18 protein-coding genes are annotated in these 19725 nt (G+C 53.0%); 11 read left to right on the top strand and 7 right to left on the bottom strand.

The genetic code is table 11. From position 1 onward, the window contains the following. Positions 1-2 precede the first annotated feature (2 nt). The 7 genes from MKZ07_RS17970 to MKZ07_RS17940 all read left to right on the top strand — a co-directional run bounded on the left by MKZ07_RS17970 (position 3) and on the right by MKZ07_RS17940 (position 6166). A complete protein-coding gene (locus MKZ07_RS17970) occupies positions 3-1376 on the top strand; it encodes a sensor histidine kinase (RefSeq protein WP_341026914.1) in 1374 nt (457 codons plus the stop codon). A 103-nt stretch (positions 1377-1479) separates the two neighbouring features. Continuing rightward, complete coding sequence (locus MKZ07_RS17965) at positions 1480-2571, top strand: hypothetical protein (protein WP_051494091.1); 1092 nt, start codon at positions 1480-1482, stop codon at positions 2569-2571. A gap of 126 nt (positions 2572-2697) precedes the next feature. Beyond that, a complete protein-coding gene (locus MKZ07_RS17960; RefSeq protein ID WP_036701867.1) occupies positions 2698-3408 on the top strand; it encodes a type 1 glutamine amidotransferase in 711 nt (236 codons plus the stop codon). Between the two features lie 30 nt (positions 3409-3438). After that, complete coding sequence (locus MKZ07_RS17955; RefSeq protein ID WP_036701866.1) at positions 3439-4236, top strand: dihydrodipicolinate synthase family protein; 798 nt, start codon at positions 3439-3441, stop codon at positions 4234-4236. Between the two features lie 72 nt (positions 4237-4308). Beyond that, on the top strand, positions 4309-4893 hold the full coding sequence (locus MKZ07_RS17950) for a DUF421 domain-containing protein (RefSeq protein ID WP_036701864.1): 585 nt from the start codon (positions 4309-4311) through the stop codon (positions 4891-4893). Between the two features lie 33 nt (positions 4894-4926). Beyond that, positions 4927-5628 carry a metallophosphoesterase gene (locus MKZ07_RS17945; protein WP_036701862.1) on the top strand — a complete coding sequence of 234 codons (702 nt, stop codon included), beginning with the start codon at positions 4927-4929 and terminating at the stop codon, positions 5626-5628. Between the two features lie 64 nt (positions 5629-5692). Then, positions 5693-6166 (top strand): OsmC family protein, encoded by a 474-nt coding sequence (locus MKZ07_RS17940; RefSeq protein WP_036701860.1) that lies wholly within the window; start codon positions 5693-5695, stop codon positions 6164-6166. Positions 6167-6192: 26 nt separating this feature from the next. Here MKZ07_RS17940 and MKZ07_RS17935 read toward each other — a convergent pair whose 3' ends face one another. The 4 genes from MKZ07_RS17935 to MKZ07_RS17920 all read right to left on the bottom strand — a co-directional run bounded on the left by MKZ07_RS17935 (position 6193) and on the right by MKZ07_RS17920 (position 11711). Further along, positions 6193-7611 (bottom strand): sensor histidine kinase, encoded by a 1419-nt coding sequence (locus MKZ07_RS17935; protein ID WP_341026906.1) that lies wholly within the window; start codon positions 7609-7611, stop codon positions 6193-6195. Positions 7612-7613: 2 nt separating this feature from the next. After that, positions 7614-8300 (bottom strand): response regulator transcription factor, encoded by a 687-nt coding sequence (locus tag MKZ07_RS17930; protein WP_036701859.1) that lies wholly within the window; start codon positions 8298-8300, stop codon positions 7614-7616. 15 nt (positions 8301-8315) lie between these two features. Next, a complete protein-coding gene (locus tag MKZ07_RS17925) occupies positions 8316-9788 on the bottom strand; it encodes a hypothetical protein (RefSeq protein WP_036701857.1) in 1473 nt (490 codons plus the stop codon). Positions 9789-10289: 501 nt separating this feature from the next. Next, complete coding sequence (locus tag MKZ07_RS17920; RefSeq protein ID WP_036701855.1) at positions 10290-11711, bottom strand: glycoside hydrolase family 1 protein; 1422 nt, start codon at positions 11709-11711, stop codon at positions 10290-10292. Positions 11712-11850: 139 nt separating this feature from the next. On the opposite strand from MKZ07_RS17920, the gene MKZ07_RS17915 reads away from it, so the two are divergent. Further along, on the top strand, positions 11851-12822 hold the full coding sequence (locus MKZ07_RS17915) for a LacI family DNA-binding transcriptional regulator (RefSeq protein WP_036701853.1): 972 nt from the start codon (positions 11851-11853) through the stop codon (positions 12820-12822). 58 nt (positions 12823-12880) lie between these two features. Here MKZ07_RS17915 and MKZ07_RS17910 read toward each other — a convergent pair whose 3' ends face one another. The 3 genes from MKZ07_RS17910 to MKZ07_RS17900 form a co-directional block, all read right to left on the bottom strand. Further along, entirely contained in the window at positions 12881-13579 is a 699-nt protein-coding gene (locus MKZ07_RS17910; RefSeq protein WP_051494090.1) for a DUF6710 family protein, read from the bottom strand. Positions 13580-13837: 258 nt separating this feature from the next. Further along, positions 13838-14806: a carbohydrate kinase family protein gene (locus MKZ07_RS17905; protein WP_036701852.1), complete on the bottom strand. Its 969-nt coding sequence runs from the start codon at positions 14804-14806 to the stop codon at positions 13838-13840. A gap of 21 nt (positions 14807-14827) precedes the next feature. After that, positions 14828-15868, bottom strand: coding sequence for a LacI family DNA-binding transcriptional regulator (locus MKZ07_RS17900; RefSeq protein ID WP_036701850.1), 1041 nt, complete (start codon positions 15866-15868; stop codon positions 14828-14830). Positions 15869-16200: 332 nt separating this feature from the next. On the opposite strand from MKZ07_RS17900, the gene MKZ07_RS17895 reads away from it, so the two are divergent. The 3 genes from MKZ07_RS17895 to MKZ07_RS17885 are packed head-to-tail and all read left to right on the top strand — an operon-like array spanning position 16201 to position 19671. Further along, the gene (locus tag MKZ07_RS17895; RefSeq protein ID WP_036701890.1) at positions 16201-17139 is read left to right on the top strand and encodes an ABC transporter permease; all 939 of its coding nucleotides are present in this window, start codon (positions 16201-16203) and stop codon (positions 17137-17139) included. Between the two features lie 12 nt (positions 17140-17151). Next, positions 17152-18033 carry a carbohydrate ABC transporter permease gene (locus tag MKZ07_RS17890; RefSeq protein WP_341026900.1) on the top strand — a complete coding sequence of 294 codons (882 nt, stop codon included), beginning with the start codon at positions 17152-17154 and terminating at the stop codon, positions 18031-18033. Positions 18034-18051: 18 nt separating this feature from the next. Continuing rightward, entirely contained in the window at positions 18052-19671 is a 1620-nt protein-coding gene (locus tag MKZ07_RS17885) for an extracellular solute-binding protein (protein WP_341026898.1), read from the top strand. Positions 19672-19725: the final 54 nt, after the last annotated feature.

Here is a 19725-nt window from a genome sequence, read left to right as displayed (position 1 = left end):
CCATGCGATTCTGGCATAAGATTCTCCTTGCTGTGCTGGTGCTATTTATAGGGGCACTTGATGTAAGTGTCGTGATGGTGATGAAAAAAAGCTGGCAGCTGAACATGGCCAGTGAGAGCAAACGCGCGGCCAGCGAACAGCTGCTAATTACGAATAATATCTATGAGAATCTGGATTCCATTCGGGCAAGAGGCGTCTCTCTTACCCCGGCACTGCTGGTCAGTGTAGCCAAGTCCTATGGAGAACACTATCTTAAGCAGGGAATAGAGCTGGAACTGCGGGATAATGGACTGCTGCTCTATCCCGTTGAGAACGGGGGGAGTTCCGGTCAGGAAGAGGTGCATGCGGCGCAGGAAGAACATATCATGACGTTAGCGATGCCGCTCCCTGCTCCTTATCAGCATCTGGAGCTGGCGTACAAGCGCGATATCAGCGGGCTGTACGCCCAGCAGGAGGAGCTTATCCGTTTTTTCGTGATGATTAACTGGATTGTCGGTCCGCTCCTCATGGTACTGCTCTACCTTCTGATCCGGCATCTGACAAAGCCGCTGAAGCTGTTGTCCGAGACGACCAAAACGATTGCCGAGGGCAATTATTCGAACCGTGTGGAGCTGAACAGCAGGGATGAATTCGGGGAGCTAGCCGTAAACTTTAACAAGATGGCTGCTGTGATAGAGCAGCGGATAAGCGATCTCGCAGGCATGGCTGAGGATAAGCAGCGGATGGTCGATAATCTGGCTCATGAGCTGCGGACACCGCTGACCAGTATGCAGGGATTCGCGGAGCTGCTGACCACGGCTAACATAGATCAGGAGGATCAGGTCAAGGCGGGCCGCTATATTCTCAGTGAGACGGTGAGGCTGAAGAATCTGGCTTTCAAACTACTGGATCTGTCCGTTCTGCGGCATCAGCCGCTGGTGTTGGCAAAGGTAGACGTAGCTTCGCTATTCGACACTGTGGCCCAGACCGAGCAGCAGAGGGTGATAGATAACGGATTACTGCTGGAGATGAATAGCTCCATTCCTGCCGTATGGGGAGATGCTGATCTTCTGGCAGCTTTGCTGGTGAATCTGATCGAGAATGCGATTCCGGTGTCCCGGCCAGGGCAGACGATCCGTGTGCTGGCCTATCCGCAGGACGGAGAAGGGGTGCTTGAAGTACAGGACAGCGGGAGTGGAATGACAGAAGAGCAGAGCAGGCGGGCATTTGAGCCGTTCTACCGTGCAGATCCTTCACGTTCTCGGGCCTATGGCCATGCAGGTCTGGGTCTCTCTCTATGCCGCCAGATTGCTGAAGCGCATCAGGCCAGAATTGAGCTGCTATCTGCTCCCGGTGAGGGAACGCGCATCCGCCTTTTTTTAAGCTCCACTGTGTGAAGCTATTTTACAACTCCATAACAACTGCTCCTCTACTCTATAATATCCCGGGATTAAGCTATGGAAAGAGTTCATATTCTGAATCCCGATGGAGGTAATACAATTGAACAAGAAAAAGTGGTCTGTTACTATGGCTGTTGTCCTATGCTCAGGCGGTATGTTTGCATTCAGCGGACTCCTTGTCCCCAGTCTGGCGAACTCAGCAGTCATTGCGAAGTACAGTACGGCAACTGAGGTCAATGCTAAGGAAAGTCCGGCAGAAAGCGCTGTTCCGGTACTGAAGGTGGAGGCGCCCGTGCCGGTATCTACCGTGAATGATGATCTGCTGCTGAAGCAGATGACAGAGGAGCAGATCCAGCAAATCTACGACTATATGGAGCTACCTGGCGATCCGAACACTTCAGGCCGGGAAATGACCGATGTGGAAATCAACCGTCGCCTGGTACTGGAAGATCAGTATGTCTATGATGGTGTGCGGCCACAGAAGCCATTGCCGCTACAGGCGGGGCAGGGGGAAGTGTATTTCGATATAAAGACCAATACGTATTATCAACCGGAGCGCACCTGGACAGATGAAGAGCTGCTGCAAATGATTGACTGGTACTACCGGCTTAATCTTGTGGCATCCAAACATAATATAACTCCTCCGGCCGTTGCCGTACCGGAGAAATTCAGCAAGGATGAAGCACTGGCACGGGCGGCTGAAAGTGTACGTAAGCTATTCGATGCCGATGTCTCCAAGCTGAAAACAAATGTTATGCTGGTGGAACCGGGTTATGGCATACCCTCATTTTGGTCGGTTCACTTTGCACCCTATAAGTCGCTTACTCTGCTTGGACAAGGTCAGGAGTACTGGCAATATAGTGTGCAGATCGATCCTGACACCGGGGTGGTGGTAGATACGACAGCTTTTAACTCTGTGATGAAAAAAACTCCTATCGATGCAGCGGCAGCGGCTGCCATGAAGAAGGATGACAGCTGGATAAAGGAAGCTACCCGGATTGTAAAGGACAAGCAGGGAGAAAAAAGAAAAATAGTGAAGGCGTATTTGACGGGCACTGAGGTTAACAATAAACGCGGGATGGTGGCCGTGGATGTGTTACTGGAAGACGGCAGCAAATATAATGCGGAATTACGCTATCCGGGTAAGCAGCTGCGTTGTCTGATCTATGAGCCTGCCGGCAAGGCTAAATAAGCGGGAAGTCATGTTGCTATAGAACTGAATTTGTCCTGATGATCAAGTATTTCTTGATTCATCAGGATTTTTTGTTACATTGGAGATAGAAGATGATCGTAAAAAAATGTAAAGCGGGTGGAGTGCATGAGAATTCATTGCTTGCAGCATGTTCCGTTCGAAGCGGCGGAGGAAATTGCAGGTTGGGCTGAGGTCAAGGGGCATGCGCTAACCACAACACGGCTGTATGAGAGTCAGGCTCTGCCTGCCATCCGGGATTTTGATATGCTCGTGGTGATGGGCGGCCCGATGGGTGTATATGATGAGGCACTATACTCTTGGATGACGGCAGAGAAAGCTTTCATTAAAGAAGCGATCCAATCGCACAAGCTGATGCTGGGTATCTGTCTGGGGGCCCAGCTTATTGCTGAACAAATCGGCGGCGAGGTCTACCCTAACAAGTGGAAGGAAATTGGCTGGTTCCCTGTCAGGCTGACCGGAGATGCGCAGACCTCTGCCTTTTTCCAAGGATTCCCGGAGCAATGGGTGCCGTTTCACTGGCATGGAGACACCTTCAGTCTGCCTGCCGGAGCGAGAAGGCTTGCTTCCAGCCTGGGCTGTGCCCAGCAGTGTTTTGAATATGAGGATTATGTAGTAGGCCTGCAGTTCCATCTGGAGGTTAATGAATCCAGCATCCGCAAAATCATTACCAACTGTGCCGGAGAGCTGGAGCCCGGAGAGTGTATTCAAGCACCGTCCGACATGACAGATCAGGCGGAGCGAATAATAGCGTCTAATACCCTGCTGTTCATACTCCTGGATGCGATGGAAGAGAAGCATCTGTCCAGAACTTCTTAAGTAACGCCTACTAACAGTAAGGAGTGTAATATGAAAAGATTAAATGTAGCGATCCCTACGCCTTTTCACTGTGATGAAGGTCTGAATGTGGAAGGGTTCGAAGCCATTGTCGCCTACCAGAAGCAGAACGGCATTGAATCGCTGCTTATCTCAGGAAGCACGGGTGAGCAGCATTCGATGAGTATCGGAGAGAGACTGGAGATCATTGAATACTTCAATCAGCAGCGCTTCCAAGGGATAGAGCTGGTCTTCGGGGCTTCTGCTATCAGAACCCGTGATGCGGTAACGCTGGTTCAGGCGCTGGAGACATCGGTGATGGATGCCATTATGATTGGCTTTCCGCCATACATCCGGCCTACGCAGCAGCAAGCAATCGCTTATGTGGAGGAGCTGCTTAGTCATACGGCTAAGCCGGTGGCGTTGTATAATAACCCCGGCCGGACCGGATTCGATCTGGCTCCTGAATCGCTGAATTGGTTAATCCGCCGTTATCCGCACATTGTCGGCTACAAGGAAACAGGCGATCTGCAGCGGCATGTGGGGGTGGAGTACCCGGAGGAATTCATTCTTTTCGCCGCAGGGGATATGAAGCTTGTGGAGAATTTCGCCTCAGGTCCTTGCAAAGGTCTCTCCAGTGTGGCCGGAAATATATATCCCATGGAGATCAAGGCCGCGGTGGAGCGACTGCTGCGGCAGGAACAGGTGGAGGCTGGTCCGATCGAAGAGAGGGTCTCCCGGGTGTTCAGCGGCCAGGCCCTAATTAACATCAAACAGCATTACAACAGCTTAGGTATTCAAGCGGGGATCTGCCGGGCGCCTCTTCTCTAATCCTACAATGAATATTAATCTCCTAAATGACAAAAAATAGCTGGAATCAACCCTATCAAAGGAGACCTGGCTATGCATGAAATTTGGAGTGAAATATGGAAGGCGCTGGTTCTGATTGTAGTTGGAATGCTGGTGCTTCGGCTTGCCGGACGGAAATCTATCTCGCAAATGACCATTCCAACGACGATCGCGATGATCTCAATAGGAACCATTATTGTGCAGCCGATAGCGAATCACAGTATCTTGATCACGATGGTGGCAGCAGCAGTCTTCATTACTGTATTAATCGTGGTGGAATGGCTGCAGGTACGGTGGAATGTTGTTGAGCGGCTGATTAAGGGGCCTGCGGTTATTGTTATTGCGGAGGGACAGCTTCAGCCTAAGAATCTGAGAAAGCTGAGATTAACTGTCGATGAGCTGGAGATGAGTCTGCGGGGACAGGGCATCTCCAGGCTCAGCGATGTCAAAACGGCAACGATTGAGCCTAACGGCCAGCTCGGATATGAACTGCAGGATTCCGCAAAGCCGGTCACTATGGATCAGGTAGAGGCGCTCTTTGCTAAATATCTGTGCGGAAGCGGTTCAGCGAATAAGGCTGCATACCTGGATCAGCCTGATCCGCAGACGGGGCTTTTTGAGGAGATTAAATTGCAGTAGAGGTAGACCGGATGCTGTAGAAGGAGGGAGATCATGCGCAAATTCTTCATAACGGACATCCATGGGGATCAAAAGGGGCTGGAGCTGCTGCTCCGGCAGTCTGGATTGGACTGGGGAAAAGACCAGCTGGTCATCGGCGGAGATATGATCAACCGGGGGAAGGACTCGGCTGGAGTACTTGGTTACCTTAAGCAGCTTACAGAGCGGTATCCGGGCCAGGTCCATGCACTGATTGGCAATCATGAAGAAATGATGGGGGACTATATAATCAGCGGTGACAAGCTCTGGCTGAGTCACGGCGGACGCGAGACGTTGGCTGGTCTGAAACAGGCTTATCCCGATGCGGATCAACGGCAGAAGCTGATGGAGTGGGCCTATTCTTTGCCGTTGTACTTCGAGGATGATGAATATGTGTATACACATGCCGGACTGTATACAGGGCAGCCTCTGGAGGAGCAGAGCCGGGAGATTCTATGGATGACAGAATATGAGTTCTACCGCCAGCCGCGTGAAGCGCTGCTTGCCTTAACGAGGGGCAGGCCGGTGATTCATGGGCATACGCCGGTTGAACGGATCTATGGTGACGGCGCCAGGATGAACTGCGATCTGGGATCTAATACCTACCCGATACTTGAAGAAAGGTCGCTGGGACTGGTGAATCTGACGGAGATGACCTGCCATGTGTATAGACAGGCAGACCAGCGGCTGGAGACCAGACGGATCGGACGTATCTAGCTTCGGGAGTGACACAAAGACAATAGCACTTATTTGTTATGGAGAAAAGAAAGGACGGAGTGAGATGAAGCATCCTTTTCACCTGAAGGCGGTATGGAATGGAGGGCGGAACAGCGAAGGGCATATTGATGCAGGCGGACTGCGGACGGTTATATCGATTCCGCAGGAGATGGGCGGACCGGGAACAGGCACGAATCCCGATGAGATGCTGCTGGGCGCAGCAGCGACCTGTTACCTGATTACCCTGGCTGCGATGCTGGAGCGTTCGGAGATTGTTCCAGAGGGGCTGACCCTGGCGTCTGAGGCAACAGTAGATGTCACGAATAATGTGTTCACGTACGAGCAGATCGTACATAAGCCTAGCATTGTGCTTCAGGCTGATGCGACACCGGCCCAGCTCAAGCTGGCAGAGCGGCTGGCACATAAGGCTGAAGCCTCCTGTATGATCTCCAGAGCTGTGGCCGGGAACGTCTCTATTGAGACTCAGCCAGTAGTAGAAATCGCGCACGGGAACGGACAAGCCCGGATAGAGTCATAGAAGCACAGCGGAATAAAGAGCTAGAGCTACACTGGTGGTGTAAAATGCTGCTCCACCTCGTAGCGCGGCAGCTCTACAGTTACCGAGGTTCCCTTGGTGAATTCACTCTCGATCCGCAGCTGCCCGTCATGCAGCTCAATAATTTCTTTGCAGATTGCGAGGCCCAGGCCGCTGCCGGATTGACGGGAGCGGCCTTTGAAGAATTTGGTGCCAAGCTGCGCCAGATCCGCAGCCTCGATGCCCTCGCCGTTGTCAGCAACGGTGACGGTTATCCGCTCGCCTTCCAGCACTGCGGTAAGACGGATCTCACCCTCCGCAGGGGTGAACTTGAACGCATTATCCAGCAAATTGACAAACACCTGCTTCAACCGGTTAAAATCACCGTCCACCGGCAGCGGCTGATCGGGAAGGTCGGCGTAGAGGCGGATCTGCTTCGTCTGCCCCCGGTATCTGAACTGCAGCAGCAGATCCTCCAGCAGGCCTCTGAGATCATATGGCTGGCGTACAATGCGGATCTCTCCGGCCTGGAACTTGGAGAAGTCGAGCAGATCCTCCACCAGGCCGATCAGCCGGTCTGTCTCCCCGGTCATGACCTCAAGACCCTGGAGCGTCTCCTGCCTGTCCGACAAATCACCGACCAGCAGCGTCTCGCCCCAGCCTTTGATGGAGGTCAGCGGGGTCCGCAGCTCATGGGTGACAGAGGAGATGAAATCATATTTGAGCTTCTCGCTCTTCAGAATTTCTTCAGACATATAATTCAGTGTTACCGCAAGGGTGCCGACCTCATCGTCAAAGCGCCTCTCTGCCCGGACGGCAAAATTACCGGTGGCCATTTCCTTGGCGACCCCGGTCAGCTGCTGAATCGGTCCTACAATTCGTTTGGCGATGATAAGGCTGAGGATGAAGCCGAATCCAATGACGAGCAGCCCGACGATGGCTGCATTCAGCGCAATTTTGAGAATAACGTTATATAAAGGCTCTGCCGAGACCGAGTAACGCAGCAAGCCAATCGTACTCCCCGACTCCTTCAGCGCAATAGAAACTGCCATAATTCGTTCCCCGTTCACCGGCTTGATGCTCTGAAAGCTTCCTTTGCCGCTGGTCAGAGCTGCTCTCACATCAGGGGTATTCACCTGCTCTGTACTGGAGAAGCCGAAGGAATTAATGACCACCTGCCCGGCCGGACTCAGCACTTCCACCTTGCTGCTTTCTTCAGAGGAAATATTCTCCAGAATATAACGCGCCCGCTCATTCAAGCTATAGCTCTCCAGATACTTATTGAAAAAGGTCGCTGAAGTCGTGGCCCTTGTATTCAATGTCTCCATTGCACTGCCCAGATAATAATAGTGGACAGCGGCAATGAACACCCCCTCCAGCAGCAGCACGATTAGGAGCAGCATAAGGGTAATATAGACGATAAGTCTGGACCTGATTCCCTTCAGCACTCTTAGCCCCTCCAAATATATCCGAATCCCCATACCGTCTCGAGGAACTGCGGCCCGGAGGACTCCTGTCCGATCTTCTGGCGGATTCGGCTGATATTCACATCTACAATTTTAAGATCACCCATGAAGTACTGCCCCCATACGTTTGTCAAAATATCGTCCCGGTTCATGGCCTTGTTCGGCTGCTCCATCAGCAGCTTCACGATCATAAACTCGGTTGGGGTCAGCGGGATATCCTGCCCGTCCTTCAATAATTTCCGTTCATCCAGCATCAGAGTAAAAGGCGGAAGCTCAATAAGGTTCTCCTGCGGCAGCGCCTCTCCCGGATACATCCGGCGGTAAAGCGAGCGCACCCGGGCGACCAGCTCCACTGGACTGAAGGGCTTAACCACGTAGTCGTCTGCGCCGGATTCCAGGCCCATGACCTTGTCGATTTCCTGGCTTTTGGCAGTGAGCATAATGATTCCCAGCCGGGGGAACTGTGTCCGCAGAAGGGTACACACCTCGAACCCGCTGAGTCCGGGCAGCATCAGGTCGAGAATTGCGATGTCGAAATCTCTCTGCTCCCGGGCAATGCTCAGCGCCTCTTCACCGGTAGAAGCCTCCGCGATCTCGAAGCCTGCCCGCTTAAGGTTGATGCACAGCAGATCACGGATCGGCTTCTCATCTTCCAGTATCAGCACTTTCATGAACAGCTCTCCTTCTTATTGCCGGGGCTTCTGGGGTGTGCCGGCCAGCTGAACGACTTCATCCAGTGTCAGCTTCAGCTGATTATAATTCTGCAGATCGGCCCCCTGCAGCTTGCCGGCGGCATCCGCTGCGGGCATTACGGCAACGAACAGGGTAGGCTCCGTGTCATTGTTAGAGTTCCCTTGCTCATACAGCAGCTTATACTTTCTATTCTCAGCCTTCAGCTGGACCTCTGCGGCAGCCCAGGCCTTCTTCGTCAGCAGGCGGAGCTCCAGCAGCGGAGCCTTCACCGCAGATCCGGCATTCTTGTAGCTGAACTGGAGCTTCTCCCAGGGCTGCGGTGATTCTCCCGGAACTTCCAGCAGGGTCTGGCCCGCCCAAGACTTGGGAATACGGAAGTTGAAGCCCCAGCGGTCGAACTGCTCCTGCACGAAGGTCAGAACGGACTGTCCGTCCCACTGATAATATTTGGTGATGAATGGGGTCGCCAAGGGAGCCATGCCCTCCGTACCGGCAGGCGGTACCAGGAAGCTGAACTCCAAGATCCCGTCATTGTTCACATCCAGGCTGGACTGCGGGTAGTCCTTAACTGCAATACTGCTGCTGCCAAGCAGGTCAGGAGAGACAGCCGGCGGAGACAGCACCAGATCCTTGCTGGCAGCGAGCGCGGTACGCTGATAATCATCTGTTGCCAGTATATCAGTAAATCTGTCTTTTTCCCAAGTTAGCAATGAAGTATAGGAAGCATGTGCGCCAATGGCGGCATCGATGACGATTGCGTCCTGTGTAGGGGACGCCTTGCCGAACTGGGCTTCGATCACATTACCGTCCAGCTTCTGGTCGGATAAGGTCTGCAGCGTACCGTCCTTGAGCCGGAGTAATAGAAGATGGGTCTCACGTATGTTATCCGTGGTGTAGGTGCTCTGAAGCAAGGCAATGTCCGTATGCCCGCTCCCGGTCAGGTCGCCAAGGACCAGCTGGTCGTATGGCTGCTTAAGCAGCTCGGTCAGCTTGCCGCTGCTTAGGCTGTAGACTGCCAGCTCTTTGCTTAATCCCTCCCCGCCGCCGTATCCGAGCAGCAGCTCCTCCGCTCCGTCACCGGTAACATCTGTGAAGGACACTTCATTCAATTCGCTGCCCACCCCGGTAAGGTTAGCCAGCTTGGTCCACTTGCCGTTCTGCTGTGAGAGGAGGAGGGTGTTGATCTCGTAATCGGTTTTGTCTGTCTTGTAGAAGGCCAGGAGTTCCTCCTGCCCGTCCTTGTCGAGATCCTGTAATTGAATCGCGCTGCCGGATTCCGAGTGGATCGGTACTGTTAAATGCGCGTTGGCCGGCAGAAAGGATCGGACGATTCCGGTAAGATTGCCGTCGCTATTCCCCTGTGACGGGGCTTGCAGCAGATCGCTCGGCGTCTTCATGGTGCCACAGCCGGAAGCGATCAGGCTTAAGAATAAGAGGCTGCTGAGGCCGAAGGTATATTTGTTCATTACAAGTTACGCTCCTTAGGATTCATCTGTGGCTAGTATATCCTAACCTTTCGGGGAATTAGTTTCAAAATGGTAAAGGGGGATAAGTGAAGATATAAATATGAGATGGGATATGAGATGAAATGACAGAAACGCAAAGCTTAAACTCGTCGACTACGGTGAACATTTGGACTTTCGGCCGCTGTTGTATACAGATTTCTTGATTCAAGCCGCTGTTTGCGGTTGAAATCCGTATACAAGCCTATGCTTACGATGCGAGCTTTCCTTCGGGAAGCTTTTAGGCGGACACTACCGCTCCTACAGTTCCAAACTTCCCCTCCGCTCCTTCCCGCTTTTTGTTAATGGCGTATTCAACTGAAATTGATATCTTCAGTTATCGGGGGAGGGGCAGGCAGAGACCGGCGGAATGGGGCGCTGTCGCTACCATTACTACAATTTAAAAAGGCTGCCCCAATCAGCCTTTTTAAGACTTTTCGGGACAACCTGTATTGTAGGGCTATTCTATTCGCCTGAGCGCCGCAGGCTCTGTCCATTGGTAGCGATAACATCCTTGTACCAGTGGAAGGATTTCTTACGGTAGCGCTCCAGGGTTCCGGTATTGTCGTCGTGACGGTCTACGTAGATGAAGCCGTAGCGCTTACTGAGCTGCGCGGTTGACGCACTGACCAGGTCAATGCAGCCCCATGAAGTGTAGCCCATGAGTTCAACGCCGTCCTCGATGGCTTCGCCAACCTGCACCAGATGGTCATTCAGGTACTCAATCCGGTAGTCGTCATTAACGGTCGGCACGCCGTCTTCGCCGGTAATCAGCTCATCCTTGGCCCCGAGTCCATTCTCCACAATAAATAGCGGCTTCTGGTAACGGTCATAGAACATATTGAGCACATAGCGCAGACCCTGCGGGTCAATCTGCCAGCCCCATTCGGAGGCCTTCAGGTATGGATTGGCTGCACCGCTGAACAGGTTGCCTTCCTGGGTGCGTTTGCCGGGGTCTCCAGTCTCACAGATGCTCACATAGTAGCTGAACGAGATAAAGTCAACGGTATGCTTGAGGATGTCCGCATCTCCAGGCTCCATGTGAATCTCAATGCCGTTCTCTCTGAAGTAACGTTTCATATATCCAGGGTATACGCCTCTCGCATGCACATCCCCGAAGAAGTAGTTCATATGCTCTGACTTCATCGCAGCAATGACATCGTCCGGGTTAGGCGTGAGCGGATAGGTTGGCATGCTTAGAATCATACAGCCGATCTTGGCCTGCGGGTTGATCTCATGTCCGATTTTGACCGCAGTGGCGCTTGCTACCAGCTCGTGATGGATGGCCTGATACAGATCCTGCTTGCTCAGCTGCTCCTTCGGTGTATAGATCCCGCCGCTCATGAATGGCTCGTGCAGGATGGAGTTGATCTCGTTGAAGGTCAGCCAATACTTTACTTTATCCTTATAGCGGGTGAATACCGTTCTGGCATACCGTTCATAGAAGCCGACTAATTGCCGGTTCACCCAGCCGTCATACTGCTTGGACAAGTGCAGCGGAGTTTCGTAGTGGGAGAGAGTCACCAGCGGCTCAATACCGTATTTGTGACATTCATCGAACAGGTCGTCGTAGAATTGCAGGCCTTGCTCATTAGGCTCCAGCTCGTCGCCGTTCGGGAAGATCCGGGACCAGGCGATCGAGGTGCGGAAGACCTTGAAGCCCATTTCGGCAAAAAGCTTGATATCTTCTTTGTACCGGTGGTAAAAGTCGATGCCGACCAGCTTCATATTATCCTCGGTAGGCACCTCGGTGATGGGTCCCTTGATTCCTTGCGGAGCTACGTCCTGGGTGGACAGGCCTTTGCCGTCCTCGTTGTATGCGCCTTCCAATTGGTTCGCAGCGACTGCGCCGCCCCACAGGAAGCCTTCAGGAAATGGTGTATTCATCGATAATCCCGCCTTCTATTAGTTATGGATTCAGATATGGTAAGCTGTTCATAGGTCCTATAATTCCATGCTAAATGTTGTAACGCGTTACATGTCAAGTATTATTATAAAGATGAAAAAATATGTAAGGAGAGCCATCATGTCGAATCTGGATCAAATCGCTAAACTGTCGGGATTCTCCAAAGCTACGGTATCGAGAGTACTGAATCGTTCTCCCCATGTGAGCCAGGCGACGCGGGAGATCATCCTGAAGATCATGGAAGAGCTGGACTATGTGCCGAACGGCAATGCCATCTCCTTGTCCAGAGGGGAGACCATGCAGATCGGGATGGTGACAGAGGGGATCAACGAGGTGATGCTGCCTTTTCTGAACAGCTTCGTGGAGACTGCGAGCCGGCACGGATATCAGACGATTATCTATACCTCCGGGGGCGATCCGGCCAAAGAGCTGCAAGCCTTCGAGGATATGCGGCGTAAAAGAGTCGATGCGCTGGTCATCAGTACCTGCGTTAACGATCAGGCGCTCCTGGGCTCCTATTGCAAATACGGGCCGATTGTCTCCTGGCAGCGGATGGAGCTTCCTGAGATTCAGAGTGTGGCCATGAATCAATATGACGGATATACGCTCGGGCTTGAACATCTGATTGAAAAGGGGTACACGCGGATTGCTAATGCCTGGGGCCGGCCGGCCAGCTTGAATACCTCCGGGCGGATACAGGCGTACCGGGATGCTGCCCGCAACTATCATCTGGAGGTGAACCCGGAATGGTCGCAGACGGGCATCCACTCCATCCGGCAGGGCGAGGAGTTGATCCGCAGGCTGCTGATGATTCCAGGCGGGCCTCCGAATGCCATTCTCTGCGCCAATGATATGGTCGCGGCAGGGGTGCTGAGCGAAGCCCGCAGACTGAAGGTGAAGGTGCCGGAGGAGCTGGCGGTGGTCGGCTTCGACAATACGGAGCTGGCCCATACGCTGGGGATCACTTCGATTGATAATCCGATCGCCGCACAGGCACAGAATGCGCTGCATCTGATTCTCGGCAAGCTGAAGGGGGGAGAGGCGGAGCAGGAGCCGCTGGGGTTCCAGCTGGTGCCGAGGGAGACTACTTGAATAAGCCGTGAAGCGTCTGGAAGTTAGCTGGAGGGAGCGGTGAATATCACATCCGGCCTCAGAAAATAATCTTCTGCTCCGCCATAATCCGGCCGATTTCAAAGATGGCGGCGCATTCCACGAAATGAACCTCGGAGATGATCGAACGGTCATGCGTTCTGTAGTAGTACTTGCCGTCGGTATATACGTGATCGTAGATGAGACTGATGTCATACACCGAGGTAGGGTAGAGCTCCCCTTCGCCCTTGGCGATCCCCGCTGTGATGGAATGATGTCCTGAGCCTTCAACGAAGGAGATGCCCATTGGAAGCCACAGGGTAACCTGATGATCCTTATCCTGCCGCCAGCTTCCGTTCAGAGTACCTTCACCGATGCGGATCAGACTGTCGCGCAGCTTGCGGGGAATCCAGGGGGAGGGGAAGACGAGGTCACGTGCCAGGTTGATGATTCTGCTGCTATTGTCGATCTGCCGCATCAGGAAGTGGAAGCTCCGTCCGTCGAGCGTAACCTCGGCCCATTCATCAAAGAAGAGGTTGTCCGAGAACATCCGCTCCATCTGATCGACCTCCCCGTAGAGCGCGGGCATCAGCATGAGCTGGCTCTGGATACGTCTGCCGATCAGCCGGATGAAGTCCACAATCGGGTGGGTCTCCGGCTGGAAGTAACCATAATTAATATCGTAATAAAAGCCGAGATTCTCATTGATTAAATCCTTGGCAAACGCCATGAGATGGTCGAATTCTTGTTTCATTTTCATGCACAAGCTGCTCCTTCAGTCGTATGATATTGTGCTTATCATATTACGTGCCAAGCTCCTGTGTCTGTGATGAAAACAGCAGGTAAAGATTGGTTCAGCAGCGGCTCCACAGCGGTTCTCCGGCATCGGTCCTGGCAGCAATAAAGTTCCCTATACAAAAAGGTGTTCCCTGGCCGTCTGCAATCAGACGGCTAAGGAACACCTTTTGTACTACTCAGGCATCAGGACTTGATGCCTATACATATCACGCTCTGCAGCTTACCCGGCATACTTCTGGACCTCGTCCAGTGTCGGCAGCGCAGCAATCGCCCCGATCTTGGTGCAGACAATTGCCCCCACATGGTTGGCGAAGGTGACGAAGTCCCGCTGCAGCTCCGCGCTGCGGGTGAAGTCTGCCGGATGCGCCAACTGGCTGATCCGGCAGAGCAGGGCTCCAATGAATGCATCGCCGGCGCCGGTGGAATCGATGGACTTCACGGTGATGCTGGGAATCAGCAACCGGGAGTCCGGGGAGGAGATGAGGGTGCCGTCTTTGCCCAGAGTAACGGCTACTGCTCCGGCTCCCCATTCATGCAGCATATCAAGGGCGGCATCACGGTCCGCTTCGCGCGTAATCAGCTGAAGCTCCTCGTCGCTGACCTTCACCAGATCGGCCTTGGCGATGCCTGCTCTGGACAGCGCGATGAATTCCTCCTGACGTCCGGTCCACAGGTCATCCCGGTAGTTGGGGTCAAAGGAGATGAACTGTCCGTTCGTCTTCGCTTCGTCCATGAGCGTCATATAGACCTCGCGGAAGGGATCAGCCAGCAGCGCTGTCGCCGAGCCGAAATGAAGCATGGCCGCCTTACGGACGGCTGCCCGGTCCAGCTCTTCCAGCCTGAGCAGCCGGTCTGCCCCGCGGTGGAACACGAAATCGCGTTCCCCGTTCGCTGAGCGCGAGACGAAAGCCAGTGTGGTCGGGCTTGCGGGATCAAGCAGCAGCATCGCGGTATCCACGTTCTGTTCCTCCAGCGTCTGCTTCAGGAAGAGGCCGAAGGGATCAGCCCCGACCTTGCCGAGGAAGGCGGAGTGACCGCCGAGCCGGGCGATGGCTGCACTTACGTTCGCCGGTGCCCCGCCGGCCTGCTTGGCGAAATGCCGGCCTTCGGTCAGGCTGACGTCCGCCTCAGTGCAGAAGAAATCGATGAGCAGCTCGCCCACGCAAAGGACTGTATTCTTGGATTGCACGATAGTAACCTCCTGGCGAAATTAGTTCGGTACGGGAGTAGAGTCTCTGAATAGGACGTCAGTGGCGACATGCGTGACCTGATAAGGCCGGGCCGGGTCCTTGATTCTGGAGAGCAGCATCTCTGCGGAGACAATCCCCATATGGCTGCTGTAGATATGTACGGTCGAGAGATGAGGCTCGATGACCCGTGATTCCGAAGCGTCATCGAAGCCGCAGACCGCCACCTGCTCCGGTACCTTGACCCCTCTGTTCTTAAGCGATTTCATCACGCTGATGGCAATGAAGTCATTCGCACAGATGAAGGCGGAGGGCCACTGGCCGAGCGCCTCCATCTGCTGGTCCATCCAGTTCGCCTCCAGCAGGTAATCCTTGTCCTGGCCGGCAATGCAGGATTCGGGATTCAGCGGGATTCCGGCTGCAGAGAGGGCTCGGTTGAAGCCGGTCCACCGTTCATGGAAGCTGCGGCAGTGGTTGTAATCGCCGACGAATCCGAAGCTCCGCACACCGAGGTCCATCAGCTTACGGGTCATCGCATACATGCTGTGTTCGTTCTCCATGAGCAGCAGATCCGCCTTCAGCTCAGGGTAGACAATGTCCGCCGCGCAGTCAATGAAGATCGTGGGGATACCGAGATCGGTAATCAGCCCGCTGTACTCCTTATTGAACATTTCAATACAGATAATCCCGTCAACATTAGAAGGCTCGAAATTACCGGGCAGAGTCATGGCGTTAATATCGTTCTCCCGGACAAAATAAATGGACAGGGTGTAGCCCTCTGTGCTAATACGCTTCTCCAGTCCGCTGAGCAGCTGGGAGCCGAAGTGGGAGCTGTTGGGGAGGTTACTGGTCAGGAGGGCGATATTGCCCTGCTGCTCGGAGGGGCTGCTTGCGGTCTCCATATAAGAGAATTGTTTATATTTAAGCTCGGCAGCTTTGCTGAGTACCTTCTCCCGGGTCTCGGGAGGAACGCTCTCTGCGCCGTTCAATGCCTTGGAGGCCGTGTTTCTGGAGATTCCCAGGGCATCGGCAATGTCTTGAATGGTGACCTTGGCTTTCTTCATCACTGTGTTCCACCTTTGTTTCCCCATATTTGTAGTCTCTGTTACCTAATATATAGCATATCAGCAAGATTGACAACGGAATTTTACAAATGCACAAATTCGTTTCACATACATGGGTGTGAAATAACAGTTCGGAGCCTAATTTATATGAATATGTTACATTTGCACTGTATAATGCAATAAATAATTTATTTTTTGCACAAAATGCATTGACTTCTTGTCAGATTCTCTGATAAATTGTAAATGCAAAACATGGTCAAATGTAAAAATGTAAACCTATTCATTAGGGGCGAATGCAAAAATAAGAAGGGGGAAGAAGATTGGCAAATCCGATGGCTCAACCCGGGAGAACAAGGCTCATCAAGCACAGGTCGTGGCTAAGCTATGTACGCCGGAATTATATCCTGTATTTATTCTTGGCTCCAGCTGTAATTCTCACGGTTATATTCAAATACGTTCCGATGTACGGCGCGATGATTGCCTTCAAGGATTTCAGCCCGCGCAAGGGCATCATGGGCAGCGCATGGGTGGGCTTTGAACATTTCGAGCGGTTCCTCACCTCGCCGAATTTCTACGATATTCTTATGAACACGCTTAAATTAAGCGCCTACGGGCTGATTCTGGGTTTTCCGGTGCCGATTGTGCTGGCGCTTATGCTGAACCTGATCCGCAGCGCGAAGTTGAAGAAGAACATCCAGCTGATTGTGTATGCGCCTAACTTTATCTCGGTGGTGGTTGTGGCAGGGATGTTGTTTGTCTTCCTGTCACCGACAGGTGTGGTGAATGCGCTCATTACTACTTTTACAGGTAAGCCGGTGTCCTTCATGAGTGATCCTGCTTACTTCCGTACCGTGTATATTCTGTCAGGCATCTGGCAGACGGCAGGCTGGTCCTCGATTATCTATGTAGCTACGCTGGCGGGTGTAGATCCGCAGCTTCATGATGCGGCAACGATTGACGGTGCCTCGCTGCTGAAGCGCATCCGCCATATCGATCTGCCCGCGCTGAGGCCGGTGATGGCCGTGCTGTTCATCCTTGCCGCAGGCGGCATCATGTCCATCGGCTATGAGAAGGCCTTCCTGATGCAGACGGCGCTTAATACCCCGACCTCGGAGATTATTGCGACCTATGTCTACAAGGTGGGTCTGCAGGCTGGCGATTATGCCTATTCCACCGCTATCGGATTATTCAATTCCGTCATTAACGTAATCCTGCTGGTCTTCGTCAATACGGTCGTCAAGCGGCTGAACGAAGGGGAAGGACTGTATTAAAAGGAGGTAAGTATGGATATTCAATATTCCGGGAAGGACCGGATTCTGCTTGTTGTTACTTATATATTGCTAGGTTTGTTCATCCTGGTCATTCTGTTTCCGCTGGTGTATGTCGTGCTGGCCTCCTTCTTAACACCGAATGTGCTCATTACCAAGGGGCTGGCTATTGCGCCGTCGGACTGGACAATTACTGGCTACGTCAAAATTCTCAGCAACGACGCGATGATCCGCGGCTTCTTCAACGCCTTGTTCTACTCTGCCGCCTTCGCGCTGGCTACGGTATTCTTCTCCGTCTTTGCGGCGTATCCGCTGTCCATGGAGGGGCTGGCCGGGAAGCGGCCGGTGATGATCTTCTTCCTGATTACGATGTTCTTCGGCGGCGGTCTGATTCCGACCTATCTGGTTGTGAAGGATCTGGGGATGCTGAATACGGTGTGGGCGGTGATCCTGCCGGGGGCGATCAGCGTGTTCAATATTATTCTGGCGAAGACCTATTTCCAGGGTCTGCCCAAGGAGCTGTTTCAGGCGGCGAGTATCGACGGGGCGTCAGATCTGGGCATTTTTTTCCGGATCGTACTGCCGTTGTCGAAGCCCATTATCTTCGTGCTCGCCTTGTATGCCTTCGTGGGGCAGTGGAACTCTTACTTCGATGCCATGATTTATCTGGACGATTCGCGGCTGTTCCCGCTGCAGCTGGTGCTGCGTTCGATCCTGATTCAGAATCAGGTGCAGCCCGGCATGATTGCCGATGCACTGGCCCAGGCGGAGCTGAAGAAGCTGTCTGAAATGATCAAGTATTCTTCGATCGTCATCTCCAGCCTGCCGCTGATCGTGATGTACCCGTTCTTCCAGAAGTACTTCGAGAAGGGTGCCATGGTCGGCTCCATTAAATAATAATAGGGGGAATCTCATATGAAAAAATCATTGCAAACCCTGTCTGTGCTGGCACTCTCGGCTTCCGTACTTGCGGGCTGCGGCGGCGGGGGCGGTAATTCCTCGGCCTCTAAGGATTACAAGCTGGAGAACGTGACGCTGCCGCTTAAAGAGAAGGTATCGCTAAACTTCATGTCTCAGAGCTCCGCACTGGCGCCTGCCGATCCGAATGAGAAACTGATCTACAAGCGGCTGGAGGAGAAGTCCGGGGTCCACATCGATTTCACCAATTACACCAACGACGCTTTTATTGAGAAAAGAAATCTGGCGATAGCCAGCGGAGATCTGCCGGATGCGATCATTGATGCCGCCTACTCGGACTACGATCTGCTGACCCTGGGCAAGGATGGAACGATTGTTCCGCTGGAGGAGCTGATCGAGAAGTACATGCCGAATCTGCAAAAGGTGCTGGCAGCCGCGCCGGAGTACAAATCAATGATGACGGCGCAGGACGGCCATATCTATGCTTTTCCGTGGATAGAAGAGCTCGGGTCCGGCAAGGAAAGCATTCATTCGGTCAACGGGATGCCGTGGATCAATGTGGAGTGGCTGAAAAAGCTGGGACTCGCTATGCCAACCACAACGGAGGAGCTGAAGAAGGTGTTGGTCGCCTTCAAGAATGATGACCCGAACGGGAACGGCCAGAAGGATGAGATTCCGCTGTCTTTTGTGCTGAATAACGGCAATGAGGATATGAACTTCCTGTTCGGTTCGTTCGGTCTCGGTGATAACGGCGATCACACGGTGGTTACCAATGACGGCAAAGTGGTCTTCACTGCGGGCCAGGACGGATATAAAGAGGGCATTAAGTATCTGAACGAGCTGTATGCGCTGGATCTAATCGATGAAGAGGCGTTTGAACAGGATTACAACACCTATCTGGCCAAAGGGCAGAGTGAACGCTATGGCCTCTACTTCCAATGGGATAAATCCAATATCACCGGCTTCAACGATAAATATGATCTGATGCAGCCGCTTGCCGGACCGGACGGACAGGTCAATGTAGCCCGCACGAACAACTTCGGATTTGACCGCGGCCGGATGGTTATTACCGGTTCCAACAAGAATCTGGAGCTTACCGCCAAGTGGATTGACCAACTCTATGATCCGCAGCAGTCGGTTGAGGATAACTGGGGAACGTATGGGGATGAGACGCAGCAGAATATTTTTGAATACGATGAATCGGCCAAAATGCTGAAGCATCTGCCGCTGGAAGGCGCGGCCCCGGTTGAATTGCGCCAAAAGACCAGCATCGGCGGACCGCTGGCGATCCTGGATGAATACTACGGTAAGGTGACCACGAAGCCGGATGATGCTGCTTGGCGGCTGGACCTCATGAAGGAGAAGCTGGTGCCTTATATGAAGGCAGACAATAACTTCCCGCGTGTCTTCTACTCTCTGGAGGATCAGAAGGAATTGACCGCTATTGAGACCGACCTGTTCGCTTACGTCAACCGCAAGCGCGCGGAATGGACCAAGACCGGCAAAGTGGAAGAGGAATGGAAGGATTATCAGGCAGAGCTGTCCAGACTCGGGCTGGACAAATGGCTGGAGATCAAGCAAAGAGGATATGACAGTTATCTCAAGAACAAAGGCTGAGGCTGCACTAGCTGCGGCACATGAAGAACGTATAACCTATAAACAGATAAAGGT

The organism is Paenibacillus sp. FSL P4-0338 (assembly GCF_038002365.1).
GTDB lineage: Bacteria > Bacillota > Bacilli > Paenibacillales > Paenibacillaceae > Paenibacillus_AQ.
This window is presented reverse-complemented; position numbering and strand designations above follow the sequence as displayed.